The sequence below is a fragment of the Pontibacter sp. LHS1 genome (assembly GCF_058932855.1).
The window spans coordinates 291,594-316,089 of the sequence record NZ_JBZYWF010000003.1; the positions used below are offsets into that span (position 1 = coordinate 291,594).

General features: G+C 49.5%; 16 protein-coding genes and 1 tRNA gene. 11 read left to right on the forward strand and 6 right to left on the reverse strand.

What is annotated here, in order from left to right; all coding sequences use genetic code 11:
- The first annotated feature begins 6 nt into the window (after window positions 1-6).
- Complete coding sequence (gene metF / locus AC5FXQ_RS08445) at window positions 7-963, forward strand: methylenetetrahydrofolate reductase [NAD(P)H] (protein ID WP_493602032.1); 957 nt, start codon at window positions 7-9, stop codon at window positions 961-963.
- Window positions 964-1,182: 219 nt separating this feature from the next.
- On the opposite strand, the gene AC5FXQ_RS08450 is transcribed toward metF, so the two are convergent.
- The 3 genes from AC5FXQ_RS08450 to hemW form a co-directional block, all read right to left on the reverse strand.
- Window positions 1,183-1,953, reverse strand: a complete 771-nt coding sequence (locus AC5FXQ_RS08450; protein ID WP_493602033.1) for a cyclase family protein — start codon at window positions 1,951-1,953, stop codon at window positions 1,183-1,185.
- Between the two features lie 13 nt (window positions 1,954-1,966).
- Entirely contained in the window at window positions 1,967-2,377 is a 411-nt protein-coding gene (locus AC5FXQ_RS08455; protein WP_493602034.1) for a hypothetical protein, read from the reverse strand.
- Between the two features lie 70 nt (window positions 2,378-2,447).
- A complete protein-coding gene (hemW, locus tag AC5FXQ_RS08460; RefSeq protein ID WP_493602035.1) occupies window positions 2,448-3,575 on the reverse strand; it encodes a radical SAM family heme chaperone HemW in 1,128 nt (375 codons plus the stop codon).
- Between the two features lie 178 nt (window positions 3,576-3,753).
- On the opposite strand from hemW, the gene AC5FXQ_RS08465 reads away from it, so the two are divergent.
- The 5 genes from AC5FXQ_RS08465 (at window position 3,754) to AC5FXQ_RS08485 (ending at window position 8,963) form a co-directional block, all read left to right on the forward strand.
- Complete coding sequence (locus AC5FXQ_RS08465) at window positions 3,754-5,556, forward strand: BamA/TamA family outer membrane protein (RefSeq protein ID WP_493602036.1); 1,803 nt, start codon at window positions 3,754-3,756, stop codon at window positions 5,554-5,556.
- 85 nt (window positions 5,557-5,641) lie between these two features.
- A tRNA-Met gene (locus AC5FXQ_RS08470) sits at window positions 5,642-5,718 on the forward strand.
- Window positions 5,719-6,271: 553 nt separating this feature from the next.
- On the forward strand, window positions 6,272-6,808 hold the full coding sequence (locus AC5FXQ_RS08475) for a restriction endonuclease (protein ID WP_493602037.1): 537 nt from the start codon (window positions 6,272-6,274) through the stop codon (window positions 6,806-6,808).
- Window positions 6,809-7,173: 365 nt separating this feature from the next.
- Entirely contained in the window at window positions 7,174-7,959 is a 786-nt protein-coding gene (locus AC5FXQ_RS08480) for a hypothetical protein (protein WP_493602038.1), read from the forward strand.
- 275 nt (window positions 7,960-8,234) lie between these two features.
- Window positions 8,235-8,963, forward strand: coding sequence for a TonB family protein (locus AC5FXQ_RS08485; protein WP_493602039.1), 729 nt, complete (start codon window positions 8,235-8,237; stop codon window positions 8,961-8,963).
- A 288-nt stretch (window positions 8,964-9,251) separates the two neighbouring features.
- On the opposite strand, the gene ygiD is transcribed toward AC5FXQ_RS08485, so the two are convergent.
- Together ygiD and AC5FXQ_RS08495 are read right to left on the reverse strand one after the other, a co-directional pair.
- A complete protein-coding gene (ygiD, locus tag AC5FXQ_RS08490) occupies window positions 9,252-10,085 on the reverse strand; it encodes a 4,5-DOPA-extradiol-dioxygenase (protein WP_493602178.1) in 834 nt (277 codons plus the stop codon).
- 160 nt (window positions 10,086-10,245) lie between these two features.
- The gene (locus AC5FXQ_RS08495) at window positions 10,246-10,821 is read right to left on the reverse strand and encodes a Crp/Fnr family transcriptional regulator (RefSeq protein WP_493602040.1); all 576 of its coding nucleotides are present in this window, start codon (window positions 10,819-10,821) and stop codon (window positions 10,246-10,248) included.
- A 657-nt stretch (window positions 10,822-11,478) separates the two neighbouring features.
- Here AC5FXQ_RS08495 and AC5FXQ_RS08500 point away from each other — a divergent pair.
- The 5 genes from AC5FXQ_RS08500 (at window position 11,479) to AC5FXQ_RS08520 (ending at window position 23,609) form a co-directional block, all read left to right on the forward strand.
- Window positions 11,479-14,991, forward strand: coding sequence for a DUF8696 domain-containing protein (locus tag AC5FXQ_RS08500; RefSeq protein WP_493602041.1), 3,513 nt, complete (start codon window positions 11,479-11,481; stop codon window positions 14,989-14,991).
- Between the two features lie 5 nt (window positions 14,992-14,996).
- Window positions 14,997-15,956 carry a PorP/SprF family type IX secretion system membrane protein gene (locus AC5FXQ_RS08505; RefSeq protein ID WP_493602042.1) on the forward strand — a complete coding sequence of 320 codons (960 nt, stop codon included), beginning with the start codon at window positions 14,997-14,999 and terminating at the stop codon, window positions 15,954-15,956.
- A 465-nt stretch (window positions 15,957-16,421) separates the two neighbouring features.
- Window positions 16,422-20,615 (forward strand): ice-binding family protein, encoded by a 4,194-nt coding sequence (locus AC5FXQ_RS08510; protein ID WP_493602043.1) that lies wholly within the window; start codon window positions 16,422-16,424, stop codon window positions 20,613-20,615.
- A 26-nt stretch (window positions 20,616-20,641) separates the two neighbouring features.
- A complete protein-coding gene (locus AC5FXQ_RS08515; RefSeq protein ID WP_196116832.1) occupies window positions 20,642-21,595 on the forward strand; it encodes a PorP/SprF family type IX secretion system membrane protein in 954 nt (317 codons plus the stop codon).
- 19 nt (window positions 21,596-21,614) lie between these two features.
- Window positions 21,615-23,609, forward strand: coding sequence for an OmpA family protein (locus AC5FXQ_RS08520; RefSeq protein WP_493602044.1), 1,995 nt, complete (start codon window positions 21,615-21,617; stop codon window positions 23,607-23,609).
- An 89-nt stretch (window positions 23,610-23,698) separates the two neighbouring features.
- Here AC5FXQ_RS08520 and AC5FXQ_RS08525 read toward each other — a convergent pair whose 3' ends face one another.
- Entirely contained in the window at window positions 23,699-24,466 is a 768-nt protein-coding gene (locus tag AC5FXQ_RS08525; protein ID WP_493602045.1) for a 3-hydroxybutyrate dehydrogenase, read from the reverse strand.
- Between the last annotated feature and the right edge of the window lie 30 nt (window positions 24,467-24,496).

Here is a 24,496-nt window from a genome sequence, read left to right on the forward strand (position 1 = left end):
CATAAATTGAAAGTAACCAAGCACTTCCAGAACGCCAATGGCAAGACGCTGTTCACCTTTGAGATCTTGCCGCCGCTCAAGGGCGAGAACATGAAAACACTCTTCAGCCACATCGACCCGCTGATGGAGTTTAAGCCCCCCTTCATCGACGTGACCTATCACCGCGAAGAGTATGTGTACAAGCAGCGGGAAAATGGGCTGTTAGAGAAGCGCAGCACGCGCAAGCGACCGGGGACGGTAGGTATTTGTGCGGCCATCCAGAACCACTACAAGGTAGACACGGTGCCGCATCTGATCTGCGGTGGCTTCAGCAAGGAGGAAACAGAAAATGCCCTGATTGACCTGCACTTCTTAGGTATAGACAATGTGCTGGTGCTTCGCGGCGACTGTGTGAAGAGTGAGCAGCGCTTTATACCGGAACCTGATGGACACACCTATGCAACAGAGCTGATTGGGCAGGTCGTGAACATGAACAAGGGCTGTTACCTGGATGAGGAGCAGGCATACCACAATGGCACTGATTTTTGCATTGGCGTGGCGGGCTATCCGGAGAAGCACTTCGAGGCACCTAATATTACTTCAGACTTGCGCTGGCTTAAAAAGAAAGTGGAGCTGGGGGCAGAGTACATTGTGACGCAAATGTTCTTCGATAACCAGAAGTATTTCGACTTTGTGAAGCGCTGCCGAGAAGAAGGTATAAATGTGCCGATCATTCCGGGCCTGAAACCGATGACCACCAGGACACAGCTGACACTGTTGCCGAGCCTGTTTCACATCGAGATCCCTTGCGCACTAGCCGATGCCATCGAGGCCTGTCCGGACAATAAGGCCGCGGCACAGGTAGGAGTGGAGTGGGCGATACAGCAATCGAAGGAGCTGATGAAGTTTGGCGTGCCTTGTCTGCACTACTACTCCATGGGCAAATCGGAGTCGGTGCGGAAAGTAGCTGAAGCCTTATTTTAGAGAAACCTCAACCAAACTAAACCTAACCTTAAGGCTGGGGCTTTTGGCTCCAGCTTTTTTTTCGGGTTTTGCTATACCTGTCACATGACCTCGTAGTGTCTTCAGACTCACGAGTGTCTCAAGTAACAGCCATCTTGTTTATGTTTAACAGTGGCATTTGGCAGTAGAAACTCGCAGGAGCTGCGCACACCGCGAGGTTTGACAAGGTATAGCTATACCCTACAAAGTCGGGAAAACAGGCGACAGCTTATACAGCACTGGCTTGCTGGGGCTGGCGTCGAGTTGCAGACTGGCGATTTGCAGATTGAGCAGGTATAGCCCATCGTCTACCTGATCCGGTACATAGATCAGTTCGGTGATCGTAGCGCCGCAGCGGGTGTTCTTTGGGTACTGCCAGAAAGCATGGTGGCAGAGCAGTTTGCCTTCATCCAACTCCCGGTCTACGGAGGGCAGGTCGAGGAGCAGGTGCTGTATACCTCTTTCAGCGAGATATTGTCCGATGTTGTGCTCCAGGTAAGGCGGATTGGTACCGGAGTAGTGGCGGGTGAGCTTCTCATCGGAGTTAGGCAGGGTACGAATGATGAGTGCTTCGCACTTTATACCTTGCAATTTGGCTTTTACATCTTCGAGCATTACCACTTCATCGCCGTTCTCCTGCTTTTGCGGCTGCACCGTAATCAGCTGCGCCACAAACAGGAAGCGCTTCAGGCAGTTGTAGATGGTGGCGTTTTCATCAGCAGATATGTGGCCATAGCACTCGGTGTGGGTGCCGTTGCCGTGTGGTGTTACATGTATGCGCTTGTAATTGGTGCTGCCTCCTTCTGCCACGCTTCCCACAAAATTTCCGACCCGGATCACATCAAAAGCCACCGGCTCAGCCCAAAAGCACTCTGGTTGCGGCTGACGGTCGTGCAGGGGCATCGAAATGTCGAGCGGCTGCAGCGGATCAAAAGTAAAAGGTTGATCGCGGTATGTGATGGAGGCTTCCATGGAGCTAAGGCTTTTAATCCCGAAGCCACCGCAAGGCAGCTTCGTCGCTGGTAAAGTTTCTGACTTCGTAGTTCACGCAGCCCAAGGCTTCAGCCCTTGTTATAACAGCCTCAAACGAAAGTCTGTTAAACACATTCTCGGGCAGCACACGGGCCAGTTTTTTCAGGCCCAGGTCCGAAAGCGACTTGTAATAAGTCGTGGATAGCCATTCTTTGGTGTGGGGCAGTAGCTTGCCTATGGCCATGGCGTTCAGGAGCAGCTTGTCAGTCCTGGATTCCTGCAGCAGCTGGCTTATCCTTTCTGCTGTTTGAAGCATCTCATTGTGCTCCACAGGGCGCAGCCAGGTATTTGCCAGAATGCCGTGCTTGCGGTCTGCTGCGATTCGGCTGATGTCATTCAAGTAAAGTGTTTCCAGTAGCTGCATGGTGGTGTGGCGCGGGGCTATATCCGCCTGATATCAAATCTACGAATAAATCTGAAATAAACTGCGAAAGCTATTCCACCATCAGGTCCAGTGTGACCTGGTCGGTAAGCAGCTTGCCCTGATCGGTTAGGTATAGCACATCAGCTTCGATCCTGGCCAGGCCTTTATTGTGAAGCTGCTGTAGGTATAGCTGGTGTTGTGACTGCAGGTCATAGCCATACCTGTCTCGCATCACTTTCAGGTCGCAGCCCCAGATGGTGCGGAGTGTGGTGAGCAGGAAGTCGTTGGCCTGGTCTGCCAAGGTAAGCTCTTCTACTTCGGCAGGTATAGTGCCTTCGCTTATGGCAGCGGTATACTTGCGGTTGTTGGCCACATTGTACTGCCGGCTATGCCCGTTGAAGGAATGCGCACTCGGCCCCACCCCCAGGTAATGCACCCCACGCCAATAGTTGCTGTTATGCCGCGATTCGCAGCCAGGCTTGCTGAAGTTAGACACCTCGTACTGCACATAGCCCTGCGCCTTCATCTGCTCGAGCAGGATCTCAAACTGCTCCGCCGTAAACTCGTCTTCCGACGGTTTAAAGGTCCCCTTCTTGCTCCAGCGCCCCAAAGCCGTGTCGGGCTCAATGGTGAGGGCATAGCAGGAAACATGCTGCACATTAAGCGAGAAGAGCGTTTTCAGGTCCTCTAGCCAGATGCTGTGGTCCGGCGCAGGTATACCGTAGATCAGGTCCACGGTAATATTGTCGAAGCCGGCGGCCTGGGCGTCTTTCACGCACTGCAGGCTCTCAGTTGCATTGTGGGCGCGGTTCATCATGCGCAGGTGCGGTTCGTGAAAGGACTGCAGCCCAATGCTCAGGCGGTTTATACCTGCCCCTTTCAGCTCCCGCAGCTTCTCTGGCGAAAGGTCATCCGGATTGGCCTCAAGCGTTATTTCTGCCTCCTCCGAAACTATAAACAAGTCTTTGATGGTTTGCAGTAGAAGTTGCAGCTCTTTCTGGGTGAGCAACGAGGGCGTACCGCCTCCGAAGTAGATCGTGCCGACCTCTTGTCCCTGCAGATACTCTCGACGCAGCTCCAGTTCCCGGGCAATGGCTTGTATGGTGACCTCCTTGTGCCCCATGGAGGTGCTGAAGTGGAAGTCACAGTAGTGGCAGGCTTGCTTGCAGAAAGGTATATGAAGGTAGATGCCGGACAATTTTTTAATTGTTAAATTGTTGATGGTTAAATTACTGTTCAGTTCGTGCAATAGATAAAAATAGCAGGCGATAATCCGTTCAGGCAGTCATACCTTTGCAGACATGCCATTGAGCCAATGCTTCTTGTTAATAGAGAAACAATTTAGCCCTTAAACAATTCAACCACTTAGCGTACAAATGTACAAAATCGCTGTCTTAGTCTGGTGCTTATTCCTTTGGCTGCCCCTGTTGGCGCAGGCGCAGGACAAGCCGCCTGTGCCACAGCAGCAGGTACAGCCACCAACGCCTAAGTTGGTAAACCAGACAAAAGCAGCGTTAAAGATATACACGACAGGTGCAGAGCGGTCTGTACTGCGGCAGTATAACTTCCGCACCCAGCACACCGATACCGTAGAAGCCCGCAAAGAAGTCACGGCACTGGTGCACCGGCTGCATCAGGATGCTTACCTGCTGGCCTCGGCTGACAGCTCGTACAAACGCGGCGACACGCTCCACGTGAAACTGCACATCGGCAACCGCTTCGACTGGGCCGAACTGCGCAACGGCAACCTGAGCGAAGGTATACTGGTGGAGTCTGGCTTCCGGGAGAAGTTTTACCGCAACACACCCTTTAAGCCGGCTGAGTATGCCCGGCTGCAGCAGCGTATCCTCGACTACGCCGAGCGTAATGGCTACCCCTTCGCTTCTGTCTGGCTCGATTCCATCCAGATTGTAGATAACAAGATAAGAGCTGCCCTGATGGTTGAGAAGGCATTTATCGTCACTTATGACTCCCTTCAGGTAATGGGGGGTAGCAAAACGCAGCCTAAGTTTCTGATGCGCTACCTGCAGCTATACCCGGATCAGCCCTATAACCAGGATCAGGTGGAGGCTTCGCAGCGGATGCTCACCACCCTGCCCTACCTGAAGGTGGTGCGTCCCCCGCAGGTGCAGTTTTATCGGGACAAGGCGCGGGTGGTTTATTTCCTGGAAGACCGCCAGACAAACCAAATAGACGGTGTGGTCGGCTTCCTGCCCGACCCGAGTCGCTCGGGCAACAAACTGCTTATCACGGGCGAGGCCAACATGAACATTCGCAATATCAAAGGCAGCGGTAAGCAGCTGGGCCTGCAGTGGCGTCGGGTTAACAAAGGTTCTGTGATCCTGAACGGCGAGTACCTGCACCCTAATCTTTTTGGAACTCCCTTTGAGCTAGGCACCCGCTTCGGGCTGCTCAAGCAGGATTCCAGCTTTATCACCATACAGCCGCGGGTGCAGCTGGCTTACAACACCATGCGGTATGGGCGCTTCAGTGTGTTTACGGAGTGGCGCAATTCCCGCATCCTCTCCACTGCCAGCCCGCAAAGCCTGCGTGCGCTTGATCTGGCTGATGCGCGTACCAACACCTATGGCCTGAACTACCTCTGGAACAACCTCGACGACTTTTACTTCCCGCGCAAAGGTCGCTTGGTAGAGCTGCAACTGGCAGCAGGACGCAAAAAGCTGTTGCGCAACCTAAGTCTGGAGAAAGAGTTTTACGATACCCTGGAGGTAAATACCACACAGCTCAGCCTGGGTGTGCGTCTGGAGAATTTCTTCAGGGTGGGCAAAAACAGCGCCCTCTTGGCCAGGTTGCGTGGTGAGGCACTCCTTAACGACCAGATCTTTCTCAACGACATGTACCGCATAGGTGGACTGTCTTCTTTGCGGGGCTTTGACGAGTATTTCTTCTTTGCTTCCACCTATGGCATCGGCACGCTGGAGTACCGCCTGTTCACGGCCGAAGACTCCTACGTGCTGCTCTTCTACGACCAGGGCTACTACCGCAGCGACCTGGAACAGTCGAAGGCCGAAGGTCTGCCGTTGGGTGTTGGCGGCGGTATAAGCTTCAGCACCGGCGCGGGTATTTTTCAATTAGTGTATTCTGTCGGAAAATCGGAGCAGCAGCCTATGTCACTGAGAGCCTCGAAGATACACTTCGGAATCACAAGCAAATTCTAAGGAGGTGCTTTTTTTTTTTGAGGTTTTTAGTAACCTATGCTTGCATTGTAAGTATGTTTATACTACTTTTGTAACACAATAACAGTGCGGGATGGAGCAGTTGGTAGCTCGTTGGGCTCATAACCCAAAGGTCACAGGTTCGAGTCCTGTTCCCGCTACCCAAGATTAAGATAAAGGCTTGTAGGTGAATAACTTACGAGCCTTTATTGCTTTACAGGTGACCAATTTCACTTCCAACTGTAGTACGCTGCATTAAAGTTAAGCACGCTTTGCGTGAAATAAAAGCTATTCAGTTCTCCTGTCAGTCTGTATTTACAGCAAAATAGTTTGCTCCTGCTCACATTTATATCGCCAAAAGCTTCAGATTTAAGTCAGCTTGTGTCAGGTTTATATGAAGGTTTCTTCATGTTTTGATAAGCTGGGTAGGCCATTGTGCTGCCAATTTGCATCATAGTTAAAGGGTAAAGCATACATTGGTGCGTTTTCTCAAATTTAAATTTAAAATCTGGCGGAAAACCATGTGATGTATCCGCTTGGAGCCAGTCTGAAAAAAGCAGGTTAAATCTGATAGACTATTTCTCAGCTAATTTACTTCATAGCATATATAGTTGGTTTTGTATAAATAAAGATTTAATTGTAAATTATGGTTGTTGCCACTTCATGTAGATTAACTGCTGTGCCCCTGCAGCAGGATACACCTCAAGTTTAAATAGCCATGTTGATAATTGAATGTCTTAAAGCAGGTGACTTAAAAATAAATCCTAGTCTGAAACAGCTTGAAATAGCAGAAGGTCAGCTTATTTATCCCTTTGATAAAATCAAAGGCAACGAATGGGGTTATATCTATGAAAAGTTTGTGGGGCAAACTCTAGAAAGTGAAGGCTTCAATGTTACCCACAACGGGTTTAACGGATATACAGACAGTGGCATAGATTTGATAGCTGAGAAGGGAAACACGATCACCTTCATCCAGTGCAAGTATTTACAAGCAAAGAAGCTTTCTAAAAGCCATATCAATAACATCCTTTTCAAGGCTTCAAGAAAACTATTGGAAGCCTATAAAGACAAGGAAAAACAATTCGCCTTCGCATTGGTAGTGCATAGCACTAAAAGTAACTTCAGGCGTGCCCCACTTAAAGATGACCCAAACAAGCGTGAATATCCTTGGCTACATTACTTTAAAAGCCAAGACGGTAGATACCAAAATTTAAGAGTGGGATTCAGAGAAATAGCAATGCATACACAAGATTAGTCACATAGCAGGAATAGCCTTTCATGCTACAGTACTCCCTGTTCAATATCAGAAACGAAGATCTCTGATATTGAACACTATATTATGCCAGGTAGGTGTGAAGAAGTTTGTAGCGGGTATACAAAGCAATTGATGAACTGGAGCTATGCCAGTAATGTGTCTGCAAAAACATGTCTCTAGTAGCTCGTGCTGCTTGAGCTTAAAATAATGCCGGACACAAATATTTAGCAACAATGCAGGTAGAATTTGTGATGCATATTAGGAAAAAGTACTTTCATAAAATTAAAAGCCTTGCATACTGCTAGTGAACAGAGCAGGAGGCCCTCCCTCTGCTCAAGTTTCTGACAATAGAACTCAATTCTGTAATGAAAAAAAGTTTTGCCCTGCTCTATCTTGTATTCGCTCTATTGGCCTGTGACAAAAAAGATACTGCCCCTTCATTTGAGGGGTGCCTGCTGAGGGAGATCATGTTCGGTGATATTAAATACGAGTACCTTTATGATAGGCAGAGCAGGTTAGTCGAGGTAAAAAGGTCGGCTTCAGTATCTCCGCTCATGACAGAGAGCTATAAGCTTGAATATGACGAGAAGGGAAACCCTGTAAAGTATGCCAGATATGGTCGTGATGGCAATCTGATCGACTATTTTACCTATGAATATAACGCTTCACGCCAGTTAGTAAAACGGAACGTCTATAAAAGATGGAACGGATCAAATTTCGAAGGGTATATAACACATCTCCAAAGCCACGAATATAAGTACTCGTCTACAGGCCAGCTCCAAAGTGTGAATTATGGCTTGCATACTTCTGAATATGAATATCTGGGCGGCAACAGGATAAAGGTGACTTCACCTGGCCACTCTTACCCAACAGCTGAAATAGAGCTTGATGAGGGAATAAACCCATTCTACCAGTTGTCTCCTAGTTTGCAAATGATAATTGATAACTTTTCAACGGGATTTCCAGAGATATATACTCCACATAATATAGCAAGGCTTACACTCTGGGATGCCCACCAGAACTTAAGTGACGATCGTTCTTATGTGAAGGAGTACGAGTACAATGCGGAAGGTCTTCCCGTCAAAACATACAAAATGGTTTTAGGCAGTAGTCGCGCAGTAGAGGAGCTAGCCTATACCTGCAGTAAATAGTTAAGCCCAGTGAAGCAGTTGTTTTGCCGGATATCAGGTACGTTTATATCGAGTTTAGCTTTGAGAAAGAGTAGTTTGGGATTATCGACGTTTTCTCCTTGATCCATCATGACGAATGGAGGATGTATTATTAAGCCTTTTCCACCATTTTTAATTTTAATATCGCAGCAGATTAAAGGTAGCTATCATTAAATGTAACTAGTTTGTAGATTTACTGCCGTAACATCGGGTGCCCTTGTCTTGGGTATTGCTCGACATTGACAAACTTAATTAGAATGAGAAGACTCTTTACCGTTGCTCTCTGTCTTATGGCTTCGCTTGCTTTTGGGCAGGATACCACTTACTACAATCACGACTGGGAAATAGTAAATTCGCCAGCCCAAGCACGCTTCTTTGAAGTGGCTCAGATAGAAGCCGCCGACACATCGGAGGCCTTGGTCAAAACCTACTTCATTTCAGGTCAGCTGAAGTTAGAAAGGCACTACTCAAATTACAGGTACAGGGTGCTTAAGGGTAAGCTAAGGGAGTTCTATGAGAGCGGGCAATTGCGCAAGGGCGTTAACTATCTAGACGGTAAACTGCACGGGAAGGTACTTACTTTCTGGGACAGCGGTGCCCTAAAGCGCGACGACACATTTGACAACGGAAAGCTTGTAGAAGGCAAATGCCTAAACTCTGATGGCACAGAGTCACTCTACTATGCTTATCAGATCCTCCCAGAGTTCCCAGGTGGCATAAACAGAATGGTTCAGTTCATTGCCACGGAGACAAAGTACCCGCCAAGAGCAAGGAAACAGGGAGTGACAGGATTGGTGGTAGTTAAATTCGTCGTGAACAAAAGCGGAGACCTGACGAAAATTGAGATTGATAAAAGCGTCAGCCCAGACCTTGACAAGGAAGCCTTACGGGTGGTGAAAAAGATGCCGAAATGGACTGCTGGCGTGGTTGATGGTGAAGCAGTGAAGACAGAATACTTCGCTCCTTTCAGATTTAGCATACAATAGGTAGGTGCCTCTTACCGAATAATGGCAAGCTATTATTCGAGCAACTCCATTACGAAATAAGGTAAAAAGAGCGAAGATGCTGTAGTGATAAAAGTTTAGCTATAAAATAGGCGTTAACTATGGCATCACCTTCTGCCAACGGTTTAAAATCTACCGCCTGTGTAGAATGGTAAAGCTAATCACAGCATTGAAATCGTTATTTACAATGTTAAAATTCCTGTGATTTTCCGTTCTACTGAAAGCCTGACCCATTTTTAAATCAGGCTTCTTTGTTTCTCAGGCTGCCGGTTATCCGATCAGCACCGATGTCATGGTAAGGGAACCGCCTACTACTTTGTCGTTGAAGAACGAGACATCGTCTTTGCTGCCTTTCAGCCCTAAGGTATACAGCAGCGGCCAGTAATGTTCCGGAGTTGGGATAGAGAGCATCGCTTCTTTTCCCAGTTGCTCATACCTGATCAGCTTATCGTGATGGCCGTTACGGATCAGGTCTTTAAAAGTGGTGTTCATCTGTACAGCCCAGTCGTAACCGTACTCCTCCTCGTTGAGCCTGTTCCAAGCTATCATCCCCAGGTTATGCACCATGTTGCCGCTACCCATGATCAGCACACCTTTTTTGCGCAGACTATACAGCTCCTTTGCCAGATCGTAGTGGTACTGGGGACCTTTGGTGTAGTCTATGCTTAGCTGCAACACCGGAATATTAGCTTCAGGGTACATGTGCCGGATAACGGTCCAGGCGCCATGGTCCAGGCCCCAATCGTGGTCCGGTTCCACCGCTGTTGATTTGATGATGGAAGCTATCTCTCTGGCCAGTTCCGGGTTACCAGGCGCTTTGTACTGCACGTCGAAGAGCTCCTGCGGAAAGCCGCCAAAGTCGTGGATGGTCTTTGGGAAATCCATGGCCGTGATGCGGGTGCCTTTGCTCAGCCAGTGCGCCGATACCACCAACACCGCCTTGGGCGCAGGGATATCTTTTGCCAATTGTCTCCATTTCTGGCTGAAGGCATTGTCTTCTATGCCATTCATAGGTGAGCCATGTCCCATAAACAGGACTGGCATCAAACTTTCCTGCTCGTTAAGGTTATCTGTGAATCTGTTAAATGCCGATAATGTGGTCATGCCTACTGCTCCTGTAATAAGTGTTTTAATAAACTGTCCACGTTTCATAACAGCCTGTTTTTTTAGGGTATAGGGTGCAGGCATACCTGCCCCTTATATTACAAAGTTAGCAGCCCGAGTCCTGTGGTGCATTGACATTTGATAAGAAAGACTGTTGGGTTTAGCTGGCGATTTGTCTGCGGATGCGGCTCAGGGTTTCGGGAGTAATACCCAGGTAAGAAGCGATAAGGTGTTGTGGCACGCGCTGCAAGATGGATGGAAATTGCTCAAGCAGGCGGCTGTACTTTTCTTCGGCACTGAGGCCAATGGTGCTCTCCACGCGGCGCTGCAGGGCGATGTAGGCATTTTGGTAAAGCAGACGGATATAGGTTTCGTATTTCGGGACTTGTGAGAGCAGTTGCTGGTGACGCTCCCGGTCAATCAGTAGGAGCTCTGAATCTTCTAAGGCCTCTATGTTGAGTACAGTGGGCTCCTGTGTGAAAAAACTGAAGAGGTCTGCTATCCACCAGCCGCTAAAAGCAAACTGTATCACGCGTTGTGCTCCTTTGGCATCTACCGAGTAAGAATACAGCGCACCATGTTCCACATACGCCAGTTGATTGCACACATCCCCTTCCTGCAGCAGCAACTGTTTTTTCTCTAGTTTTCTATGAGTGAAAAAGCTTTTGCATACCTGCAGCTCTTCATCAGTTGCAGCTACTTTTTCCCGGATAGCTTGTAAGAGTAGCTCCGCCATTTTATAGTTCTGATTAGAAGAAAACAGGATAAGTTAATGCTTAAAGTTACGCACTTGTTCAAATTTAGAAACAAACCGCTATACCTGCACCTTCCTGCTACTTATATGCAAAGCTTATGTTGGCTAAGGTAGGCTCTCTCTAAATTCCTCTACCAGGTAGGCCAAAACATCCTGATGAAGAAGCTCCGGATAAATATTATTGCTACTATATTTAAACAGAACTATACCTGCCACCGTAAATAAGGATCTTCTACTATGATGAAATAGCTAAATAAAGCCTAAACAATAATACGTTTAGTTTGTCAGCAATTCTGGAAAGTGTCTTTATCAATCACTGATTAGGGTATATATGCTGTTATTTAATTGTTTTGCTTATATTTAAGCACTATTTGCTTTAAAGCCATGCTCTGATAAATCATAATGAAAGGTTATATCGTTATAGTTTAGGCGCAGCCCAAATTCACCCTTAAAGCTTTCCTGATGCGGTTCACTTCGTATAAGACTTTTACCTGGTTTTTACTCTTACTCCTCGCTATAGTCCAGCAGGCTTCTGGAAGTGTGGACAACTGCCCTTCTCCGACTGCAACGATCGATAATAACGTAAGTGTATGCCTTGGCAGTCAGCCTGCAGTCATTACAGCTAATGCAGCATTTACTGTGGATACCTGGCAATGGTACAAAGATGACCAGCCAATAAGCGGCGCTCCCAACGCCAATACGCTTTCAGTTAGCGAACCCGGTTCTTATTACGCCATCGCCACCCCGGCTGCAGGCGCCTGCGACAACGCTACGCCGCTGCGCACTAATCCGGTTGTGGTATCAGCAACACCCCCTGAACCTGTAATTGTAGTTGACCCTAATCGGCCTATTTGCTCAGGACAGGAGTTTACTTTCAATGTCACGAACCTTTCGGATGATGCCTATACATTTGACTGGGATTTTGGCGATGGCAATGTAATCGCAAGGGGAAGTGCGACTGAAACGCATAGCTATGAAAGTTTTGGAACCGCTGGAGCGCCTTTTACAGTAAGAGTTACCGCTATTAGCAGAACGGGTGGTTGCCCGTCTCCACAGGGCCAGGCTGCAGTATCGGTGCAGCAGCAGGCGGAGGTTTCCTATACCATTGAAGGCAAGGATAAAGACGGTGAAACGTTTACCCAGTGCCTCCCGGAAGACGAAGACCCTGCTGAAGCTGAGGTGCGTGCCGTAGTGTCGAATCCACAGTCGCCACAACTTAACAACATCACGGAATACTATATCACCTGGGGGCTTGGCGAAGACGAGGAAGAGCAACGCGTAACCACTTTTCCTATCGAGGGCCCTGTGTACGAAGAGCTGGGGGCCTATACCATCCGCATCAGGGCGGTAAACTCAAATAACTGTTCTACTATCTATGAAGAGGTGTTTGAGTTTCTGCAGAAGCCCAAAGCTGGTTTTAGCCCCGCTAAAAACGACCCCGACAAGCCTGCCGAAATAGAGCCGGGTATAGGCTGCCGACCTGTTTATGTGACCATGACGGAAACAGAGGAGACGGAGTTTGAGGAGGCCAAAGAGTCGACTGGCGGCGGACTGACCTACAAGTGGGAGATTACATCGCCGCCAGGGGTGCGCCCTTACGAAATTGTAGAAGGCGGCCTGGAGCAGAAAGACCTCAAAGTGCAGTTTTTTGATAATGGTGTTTACATGATCAAGCTGATCGTGGAGAATGCCTGCGGCACCGACGAAACAGAAGAGCAAGTGGTGGTGGGCTACCCGCAGGCGTTCCTGCAGGAAGTTCCTCCTTCATGCGGGCCTGTAGAAATTACCTACACCGAGCAACAGAATTTCGACAGGAACTTTGGTAACGAGTTCTCCGTGGCCTGGACCATAACTGCTCCCGATGGAAGCACCAGAAACGAAACAGGTGCTAACCAAACATTCCGCTTTGACCAAGTAGGTACTTATCGCGTGCGTGTGGTGGCCACAAACGAGTGCGGTAATTCAGACTTCCAAGGCCCGACAGAGCAAGAGATCGTTATTCTTCCGCCGCTCACCGCACCCCCTACGGTCGAAGCGCCTGCTCCTGCCTGTATTGGTGGCACTACCGTGTTGCGAGCCTCGGGCCCATCCACTGGCTTGACCTACCGCTGGTACACGGAGCCAACTGGCGGCGACCCTATTTTTGCAGGCCCGCAGTTCACAACCCCGCCGCTTACATCTACTACCAACTTCTATGTGGAGGGCGTTAATGTGAGTGATTGCGTGAGCCCGCGCGCCACGGTAGTGGTAAATGTAGTGCCAGGTATAGCCGACAACACGATCAGCGAAGACCAAGGTATTTGCGTGGGCGACCGCCCTGCCGAGTTAGAGGGTAGTGAGCCTACAGGCGGCAGTAACAGCAACTATACCTATACCTGGGAGCTAAGTACCACTGGCCCGGATGATGGGTTTACGGCGGCGCCTGGAGTCAATAATAATCAGAATTACAGTCCGGAGGCTATTAGCGCCAATACCTGGTTCCGACGTGTCGTTCGGCAGGGAGATTGTGAGCCAAGCATCAGTAATGTAATACAAATACAAACCGTACCGCGTGTAGAGAACAACACCATCAGTTCGAACCAAGAGATATGCGGTGGTGAAGTACCTGCTCAACTGGTAGGATCAAGACCAACAGGAGGTAGCGGGGAGCCTTACATCTATCTTTGGGAGGAAAGCACGACCGGTCCTAATACAGGATTTGTGGCTGCAGCAGGCAACAATGCCGGCGAGAACTATACCTTTGCTTCCGCGCTAAGCCAGGATACGTGGTACAGGAGATCAGTTACTTCGGGCGGTTGTACAGTGGTGTCAGAAGCAATTAAGATTTCTGTTTTCCCGGCCCTTGCCAATAACACGATCACAGCGCCGACCCAGGACGAGTGTTCGGGTGCCGCACCAGGTGCTATTACCGGTTCTGCGCCTTCTGGCGGCAGCGGCAACTATACCTACGAATGGTTAATTAGTGGAACGGGTAATCCCGGAAGTTTCGTGCTGGCGCCTGGTACTAACAACCAGCAAAGCTATACCCCGGGCGCTATTACCCAAACTACTTACTTACAGCGTGTTGTGCGATCCGGGCAGTGTACGCCAAACGAGAGTAATGTGGTGGAGATACGCATACGGCCTGCCATAACAGGCAACTCCATTTCAGCTGCTCAGGAGATATGCTCAGGTACACAGCCGGCGGCTTTGACAGGCACTACTCCTTCTGGCGGCACCGGCGGCTTTACTTACCGTTGGGAAAGCAGCATCAGCGGACCGAATGCAGGTTTCAATCCTGCGCCAGGCCAGAATACAGGGGCAGGTTATTCTCCTCCTGTGCTGACCCGTGACACCTGGTTCCGCCGAGTGGCTATTTCTGGGGGCTGTGAGAACCCTTCAGAAGCAGTGCTGATATCGATGCTGCCTCTGCCAAACGCGCCTATCCTGACAGTGCAAAATGCACGGGCCTGCGTGGGTGGGTCTGCTACGCTGACAGTAGCCAATGCCAACGGCAATACAATCGAGTGGTTTGATGCTCCAACTGGCGGTTCACCGCTTTTTGTAGGTGCTACTTTCGTTACACCTGAGCTTAGTAGCAATACCACCTTTTATGTACAGGCCAGAAACAATAACAACTGTACGAATGCTACCCGCACGGCAGTAAACGTGACTGTGGTAGAGCCTGTGGCTGATGCCGGCCCGGATGTTGAGATTATTCAGGGGCGTCCTGCAGAACTGCGTGCTTCAGGCGGAGTGTCGTACCAGTGGGAACCTGCTGAAAGCCTGAGCAATGCCAATGTGTCTAATCCAGTAGCCAGGCCAGACGTAACAACCACCTACACGGTAACCATCACTACAGAAGAGGGCTGTACGGCAACCGATGAAGTGACCGTGACGGTTATACCTGCGATCACAGCGCCTAACGCTTTCTCTCCAAACGGTGACCGGGTGAACGATGTGTGGGAGATCGAGAATATCCAGAACTATCCGGATGCCCGCATTGAGATCTTCAACCGCTGGGGTAACCAGATTTTCAGTTCGACTGGCTATGCTACACCTTGGGACGGTACATACAATGGCGAGTCCCTGCCAGTGGCGACTTATTACTACATCATTTATCTCAACAGCTCCGAAAAACCAATTTCAGGGCATGTGACCATTATTAGATAATGACTATGAAAAAGCTGTCTCTCCTGTTGGTTGTATTAGTGGGTGTTGTTACGCAGGCTTTCGCACAGCAGCGTCCGCAGTATAGCCAGTACATGGTCAATAACTTTCTGCTCAACCCTGCACTGTCAGGTATAGAAGACTACGCCGACATACGCATAAGCAACCGGCAACAGTGGGTGGGGCTCGACGGAGCGCCTGTTACCTACTATGCTTCTGCCCATATGCCCCTGAACAAAGGCGCAGCCAGTACCAAGTATGCGAAGGCACTGGCTCATCATGGAGCAGGCGTGATCATCCATACCGATAAAACGGGGCCATTGCGTAGAACGGGGCTCTCAGGCACTTATGCATACCACTTACCCGTTACGCGCACCATCAACGTGTCGGCAGGCGTGGCAGCGGGTCTGGTGCGCAATACCATCAACAGTTCAGAGTTGGAGTTCACCAACCCGGCGGAGCCGCTTATAGGTGGAGGTCGGGTGAATCAGAATGTGCTGGACCTGTCGCTGGGGCTGTGGGTGTACTCGCGTAACTTCTCTGTTGGCCTTGCGGGTGCGCAGCTGCTTGAGAATGCAGGCACTTTCCGTTCCGCTGAGGAGAACAATGTATCACTTGACTTGCAGCGTCATTACTTCCTGACGGGTAGCTACCGCTTTGCTCCTGGAGGTCGCATTGACCTGATCCCTTCTGTGATGCTTAAACTGGCCTCGCCTAGTCCACTTTCTGTGGATGTGAATCTGCGTGCGCTTTACGATGAGCGCTTCTGGGTAGGGGCTTCCTACCGCCACAACGATGCCATAGTAGGTATGGTAGGCGTATACGTTAGCCCGCTGATAGATATCTCCTATTCGTACGACGCCACTACATCGGGCCTCAACCGGGTAAGTGCCGGAACTCACGAGGTCGTAGTAGGTTTTAAGCTGCTCAATGACCGCCGCATTATCTGCCCGCAATGGGTATGGTAGCGTAAGAGCACTTTTTGTTTTAGTGCAATTCTGAAAGAGCCTGTACAGGAATATTTTTTTTATGTCGCTGATACAGAGTGTGCCCAATTGTGCCTACTTTTGCACCCGAGTCTAAAAATACTATTGTGAAATAGCTTGTAAGACGTGATCAGCCAGCGTGTAATATTGTACTGGCAGATGTTTAAACGTGACATAAGAAACATAGGACTTTGCCGTAATTAAGTTTAAACTTTAACTTAAAATTTGGTACTTAACAAATTTTGTTAAATTTTAGAGGTTAATATAGCCCCAAATATATGCAATATACTTTTGAAGCTTCTTAATGTACTTTTTTAAGTATATACTTGCGAGTTATTTGGCTGAGAGATGTGGAAAGAAAAGAGCTACGGAAATGGCTGTCCGTAGTTGCAAATTGTTGAATACTTAAACGCCAAGTTCTATAACAAACTTATACTCATTGATTTCATGACAAGCTTCTTAAGTAGAGCCTTGCTCTTAGTGCTGGGCTTATGGCTGGTTACGTTTGGCGTAAATGCGCAACAAGCGCCCACACTGGGGGCCTTTTACGAGTATAACGTAGCAGGTAAGCTGGGGGTTACAAATACATTGGAAACCACCATGCCCGGCAAACTTGCGTCCGTTGATACTCCTGCCGAAGGCTTCCCGCCTGGCGTCGTGCTGCGCGGCATCGATAATCAAAATGCGGCTGCTTCTCAGGCAATTGCAGATGCCCAGGCTGTTTACAATACGGCTATTAACTCTCCGAACAAAACTTCTGTTGATAACGGAAGCTTTAACAGCCCCTTTACGCCCGGCGTGTATGAGTTTAGTGGGAATGCTACACTTAACAACAATATAACCCTAAACTCTCAGGGCAATACTAATCCGGTTTTTATCTTTATCATCAGAGGTAGCCTTACGGTGAGGGCGGGTGTTGGTGTAAACACGGATGCAAATACCCGAGTGGGGAATATTTTCTGGATAGTAGAAACAGACCTGATCGCGAACAGCAATGCTAGCTTACGGGGTAATTATATTGCGCAAAGTAGTGCTACCCTGGCAGAAGGGGCAAACGTCAATGGTCGTGTCGCGGCACTAAACGGTACTGTCTCCCTTAATAAAAATACCTTTACTATACCTAACGACCTTGAAGTTGATGTAGCCAAGACGCCTGGTAGTATGGGGGAGAATTACTACATGGTAGGCGAGACTATCGTTTATACAATTACAGGCAAAAATAACGGGCCCATTGATGATAACAATGTTACCGTAACATTCCGCTTTACGGGAACCGACCATGTCTTCTCTCCTTCGGTGGGAACGGTATCGCCGGGGCCGGAAGGCAGTTGGGTATGGACCATAGGACGGTTAAATGTGGGTGAGGCAAGAACACTTACAATTACGGCCAAAATGCCAGCCACTAATGCTGGTGAAATAAGTGTTACCAGCATTAGTGGTAGCTATGTAGACGAAATCAGGTCGAACAACGCCAAGTCTATACAGAACCTATGTACAGTACTGCCAAAGCCAGGCGATATAGAGGGCCCTGCCGAGATATGCGTGGGTATGACAGGTGTTTACAAAGTGCCGAGAATTCCAGGCATAGACGTGTACAACTGGGAAGTGCCGTCTTTCCTGAAAATTGTAAGCGGCGGCAACACAAACGAAATTACAGTTGAAGCCGAACGCGAGAATACAAACGAGGACGCTTTAATTCAGGTATACGTTACTAACGACTGCTTTCAGAGCCCGAGGAGTTCTATTCGCATTACCAATGCTCCGCCAAAGCCGGACCAGCCCGGCCCAATAGACGCGCAGGAAGGCATTTGTACCGGCACAGTAGCCTTCTATTCGATCGCACCGGTTGATAGAGCCACTAACTATATATGGAATGTACCCACTGGCTGGGAAATTTTAAACGGGCAAGGCACTACTCGTATTGAAGTGATGCCTGGGGAGTCGGAAGGCGATGTGTCTGTAATAGCGGAGAACTCCTGCGGCGAGAGCCCTAACCGAACCCTGGCTGTGAAGCCTTTTCTGAACAAACCTAACCAACCTACATCTGTCTCTGGCAACAGCAAAATGACTGTTTGCTACAATGTGGATCGTGTAACTTTCAGTGTGCAGGCAAGTGGCGACGTGCGGGAGTATGAATGGAAAAACTGGCCTGCCGCTTGGACACTGATAGAAGGTCAGGGTACGAACAGTATCACTTTTAACCCCAATGGTGTAGCTGGTGAGGTAACCATCAGTGGTATAAACCCATGCGGTAGCAGCGACCTGAAATTTGAGCTACAGATTATACCTGATCAACCTGTAGTGCCCGGCGATATTTTTGGAGCATTCCCAATATGTAAAGGAAGCTCAGGCACCGAGTATTGGATTGAAGAAGTGCCTTTTGCAACCGAGTATAGTTGGTCTGTGCCCAACGGCTGGACAATTACTTCGGGGCAGGACACACGTAAGATCACAGTAAAGCTGGACACGGATGCACAGAGTGGAGAAATATCTGTGATGGTGATTAACTCGTGTGGTGCAGAAGGAAGGACAAGAAAAAATGTGGAAGCTACTACCGCAAAACCGATTGCCCCTGCTTCAATAACGGGCGATCCATTTACCTGTATCACAACTGAGGCATATTATTCCACCAATGCAGTTGAAGGCGCACAGAAGTATGTGTGGGAAGTGCCACAGGGCTGGCAAATACTCGATGGTGATGGTACAACCCGCATCAAGGTGAAATTTGGTACAAACGAAGGTGATATAAAAGTAAGCGCCAAGAACTCTTGCGGCATCAGCGACCCGGCTGTATTGCGTGTAAAGCCTTTTAGCCTCATTCCAGACATACCGTTTGTGATTACAGGCCCGGATAGAGCAATATGTGTGAACCAGACAAATGTGGAGTTCCGGCTTGACCCCGTAGACCAGGCCCAGCGCTATACCTGGTCCTTCCCTACAGGCTGGAGAATTGTAGAAGGACAGGGAACAAACAGAATTGTAGTAGATGTAGGCACGCAGTCAGGTACAATACGGGTTACGGCCCAAAACCCTTGCGGTGAGAGCCAGGCGGCCACGCTCAACATCACGTTGCAGCCTGATGTGCCGACACCTAAGCCAGGCCCTATAACCGGGGAGACGCAGTATTGCGCAGGCAAAAACCAAACCTACTCCATTAGCCCTGTAAACGGAGCTGTTTCCTACCAGTGGACTTTCCCAGGCCCAGACTGGGAGGTGATTGGTAACGCGACTGGCACCAGCATAACAGTACGAGCCGGAACTACGCAGGGGCAGGTAAGAGTAGCTGCCATTAATAATTGCGGCTCAGTGGGCGAAAGCAATACCTTGGCCCTCCAACTGGTCGGTGAAGTGCCGGTTGCTCCAAGTGCCATCATTAGCGATACAGAATCTTACTGTGGTAATGCTACAAACCTGGGCTTCCGCATCAATCCCGTGCCAACTGCCACCAGCTATGTATGGACAGTACCAGCAGGGTGGGAAATAACCTCAGGAGAGGGGACAAACGAAATTAAAGTAACAGCAGGTATAAATGGCGGAGAGATTACCGTAAAGGCTGTGAACTCATGCGGTGAGAGCAATAGTGTTAAGATTGTCACATCGCCTCAGCGTCCGCTCATGAACCCGGAAGCTATAAAAGGACCGGAGCTGGCGTGTGTGGGTAGAACGGATGCCGTGTATTCTATACCTGCTATCAGTGGTGCCGAAACATACCTGTGGACACTGCCAACCGGCTGGGAAATACTTGCCGGCGAAGGCACCAACAGCATAACAGTAAAAATAACGGGCAGAGGCGATGTGATAGTAAAAGCACAGAATGCCTGTGGCGCTACAGCAGAAGCTAAACTGACAGTCGAAGTTGTTACCTCACCACCGCTTGCACCTGCTGCTATCAAAGGAGAAACGCTGACTTGCGCAACCCGCATCACCACTTACTCCATCGACGCAGTTGCCAACGCATCTTCTTATTCATGGAAAGTGCCGGCCGGATGGATTATCTCTTCAGGCCAGGGCACGACACAAATCACAGTGCAGATGGGCACAAGCTCCGGAAATATAAGTGTGGAAGCTATGAACGACTGTGACAAGAGCGACGCAACGACACTGGCTGTTACTACCAGACCGTTGCCTGTGATCAGCCGCATTGTAGACCGCACGCTAGCTTGTTCTGATATAGCTACTTTCGAGCTCGAGTCCAACAGCCCATCGGCACTGTTTACCTGGGAAGTTCCGGCTGGCTGGGAAATCATGTCAGGGCAGGGCACCAGCGTGATCACCGTAATGCAGGGCAATGCCAAAGGAGAAATAACTGTAGTAGCCGACAACGGCGAATGTAAGAGCGACCCGGTAACCATGATCTCGGACCCAGGTTTGCGCGAAGCCGCCCTGAATGTGCCAAACGTGTTTACACCTAACAACGATGGTGAAAACGACACCTGGGTGGTAGGAAACCTGACAAACTATCCGGATAACGAGGTGGTAGTAGTGAACCGCTGGGGTAACGAAGTGTACAGGAGCAAAGCTTATCAGAACAACTGGAACGGAGACAAATTAGCAGAGGGTACTTATTACTACCTGATTCGTCTCACGCTGTGCGATGGCTCTGAGAAGACCTACAAGGGTTATGTGATGATCGTCCGATAAGAAAACAAACGAATTAAGTGATTACCATGCGAAAAATAGGGGTACTTCTGGTGTTACTGCTGCTGTCCTGGGAAGGCTATGCGCAGCAGGCACCGCAATACACTCAGTACATCTTCAACGAGCTGATCATCAACCCGGCGTATGCGGGTAGCAAAGAGATTATCAACGCAAATCTGACACACCGCAGCCAGTGGGTAGGTATAGAAGGGGCTCCCACTACACAGACTTTCAGTGTGGACGGTTCTTCGCGTAGCGGCCTCCTAGGCTTTGGCCTCAATGCGATGAATGATGAGCTGGGAGCACAGCGCCAGATGGGACTTCATGGCAACCTGGCTGTCCGCTTGCAAATGAGCGAGACGTCCAAATTGGCGCTAGGCTTTGCGGCAGGTTTGGCGCAGTATACCCTCGATGGCACCAAGCTCAACACCGGCAATACAAGACCTGATCAGGCCCTGAATCCCGGTCGCGTTTCAGAACTGATGCCTGATTTCCGTATCGGAGCGTTTTTCAATACGGAGCGCTTCTATACCGGGCTTTCAGTAGCCAACCTTATCAATACCGGCGGTGACAATCTGGAAGTGACCATGCCGAATCGCCATTACTTCCTATCGGCAGGATATGTGATGGACCTCTCGTCGACGCTTATCTTCAAGCCTAGCTTCCTGGTAAAGGAGGACTTTAACAGCCCGACCAGTCTGGATCTGAACGCCTTTTTCCTGCTGGGAGAGCGCATCTGGCTGGGAGGTTCATACCGTACGGCCGTGAAAGTGCACAGCAACTACTCTGACGAATACGAACTGGACCGCCGCAATGCCTGGGCTGCCATCGCGCAGCTGTATGTAACTCCTAAGCTGCGACTGGGCTACTCTTACGATGTGAGCTTAAATGCCTTGCGCCAGCATGCCAGCCACGAAATTTCATTGGGTTACTCCTTCTTCAAGAAGCAGGATAACCGAATGCTGACACCTCGTTACTTCTAAATTCACCCAGAAAGCAAACATGAGATTACGATTCCTATACCTACTGATTCTTCTGGCTACAATATGCGCGCAGCCACTTGCAGCGCAGAAAAAAGAGATAAAGGAGGCTGATAAATACTTCAATAGTTTTGAGTACGCCCTGGCGCTCGACGCGTACAAAAAGTTGATGGAGCGTAAAGAGCCGGACGCTTATCTGCTCGAGCGCATAGCAGACAGCTACCGCCTGATGAACAACAGCAAGGAGGCGGAGTTTTGGTATGCGCAGGCTGCCGGCTTTGAGAATGTAACGCCAGCCAGCCTTTACTATTATGCCGAAGCAGCCAAGCGCAATGGTAACTATGAGAAGGCAAAAGAATTATATACCAGCTATGCCCGCCGCGTGCCGGAGCAGGCTAACAGGGCGATGGCACTGGCGGCCTCATGCGATACAGCTATGTTCTGGACGAACAGACCGCTTTCCTACGAAATTTCTACCGAGCAAAGCCTTAATTCCTCTGGAGTTGACTTCAGCCCTATTCAGCTTCCAAATGGCGACATGGTATTCTCGTCGGACAGACTGCCGACTGACGACAACAAGAAAAAAGAGCGCTTCAACTGGACAGGTAATGGCTTCGTGCAGCTCTACTACGCCAGCATGAACGAAGACTCTACTTGGAACGAGCCGAGCCCACTTAGCAAAGAGATCAACACAGACTTTCACAATGGCCCGGCATCTTTCCTGCCGAAGGAGAATACCCTTTACTTTACACGTACCAACAGTGTGAAGCGTAGTCATGCCAAAGTGAACACCGACCCAACCAGTTGGGTGAACAGAGGCAATGGCAAGGGGGCCGGAAACATTAACCGTCATGAAATATTTATGGCGCGTCGCAATGGCGATGAGTGGGTGGATGTGAAGCCTTTCAAATACAATAAGCCACAGGAGTATTCTGTTGGGCATCCTGCCATTACACCAGACGGGAAGGTACTTTACTTTGTGTCTGACATGCCGGGAGGAGCGGGTGAAACCGATATCTACTACTGTGAGCGCCAGCCTGATGGCAGCTGGGGCGAGCCTGTAAACGCAGGAGATGTGATCAACACGAGCGGCCGTGAAAGCTTCCCAAGTATAGGCGGTGATGGTAAACTCTATTTCTCGTCTGACGGACATGTAGGCCTTGGAGGTCTGGATATATTTAAAGCTGAGGGTGAGCACGGCAACTGGACACGCGTGCAGAACCTGATGTACCCGCTCAACACTTCCCGCGACGACTTAGGTATCGTCGTAGACAGTTCGGGCACCAAGGGCTGGTTATCATCAGGCAGAACAAGCGAGACAGGCTACGACAATATCTACAAGTTCAGAGAGGTGAATGTGGAGTGTACGCTGGTAGGACAGACTTACGAGATGGTTGATCAGCCAGGAACGCACATCAAGAAGCGTGTGATGGTGGACAATGTGCTGCTTCAGTTATTTGAAGAGAACGTAGGCTCCATGGTCGAAACGCACTCCGACTCTACTGGTAACTTTAACTACAAAGTGGAAGCAGGTATGCAATACACCATCCGTGGCAGTAAGAAAGGTTACCTGACACAGACCATCCTCTTCACACCGGATTGCCGCTTCAGCATAGACTCGCTGTTGGTGGAGATGATCATGTACCGTGACACGCCGAACGTACCAATCGTTCTGGAGAACATCTTCTACGACCTCGACAAGCATGACATTCGTCCGGATGCTGCCATTGAACTAGACAAGCTGGTGCGTATACTCAAGGCCAACCCGACTATCCGCATTGAGTTGAGCTCACATACTGACAGCCGCCAGACCCGCAAGTATAACCAGGATCTGTCGGATCGTAGAGCGCAGGCTGCAGTGGATTACATTGTATCGAAAGGTATAGAACGCAACCGCATGGTAGCGAAAGGATATGGCGAAACCAGGCTGCGTAACAAGTGTGCTGACTTTGTAGAATGTTCGGAAGAAGATCACCAGGTGAACCGACGTACCGAATTTAAGATTATCAGCAAGTAATAAATTAAGGTAAAGCAAAAGCCCCGGCACTCCTGAGAGAGCCGGGGCTTTTGCTTTAAGATCAGCTGTGGGCTGAGATAAGGTATAGCTTATTGCGCCGACCAGCCACCATCTACGGGCAGCATGGCGCCTGTCAATTGCCCGGCTGCATCGGATGCCAGGTATAGCGCCAGATTGCCGAGTGCTTCAACTTCCACAAATTGCTTAATAGGCTGTTTCTTCAGCATCACTTTTTCGATGACCTCAGTTTCTGACATCTGGTGGGCACGTGCCTGATCGGCGATCTGTGCCTCCACAAGTGGAGTGCGTACATAACCCGGGCAAATAGCATTGCAGGTAATGCCGTAAGGAGCTCCCTCCAACGCCAGGACTTTGGTTATACCTGCCACACCGTGCTTGGCTGCCACATAGGCCACCTTAAACTCCGATGCACGCAGGGCATGGGCTGAGGCGATGTTGATGATGCGGCCAAACCCACGGGCTTTCATACCTGACCACACTGCCTTGGAAGCATGGAAGGTAGCCGACATATTAATAGCAATAATCGCATCCCAACGATCTTCCGGGAACTCGTCTACAGGAGCGACATATTGTATGCCTGCGTTGTTGATGAGGACATCAATTTGCCCAAACTCCTGCTCGGCCTGCTGCACCATTTCTCGGATCTGGTTAGGGTGCTGCATGTTAGCAGATGAGAACACTGCTTTTACATCGTGCTCCTGAGCCAGTTCTCTGGCAATGGCCTGGCCATTCTTTTCAAGCCCGTTCAACAGTAGATTATAGCCTTGGGCAGCAAATAAGCGGGCTATACCTAAGCCTATACCGCTGGTGCCGCCTGTGATGATCGCATTTTTCATGTGTAAAGTTCTTGTAATGAAACTGCTGTA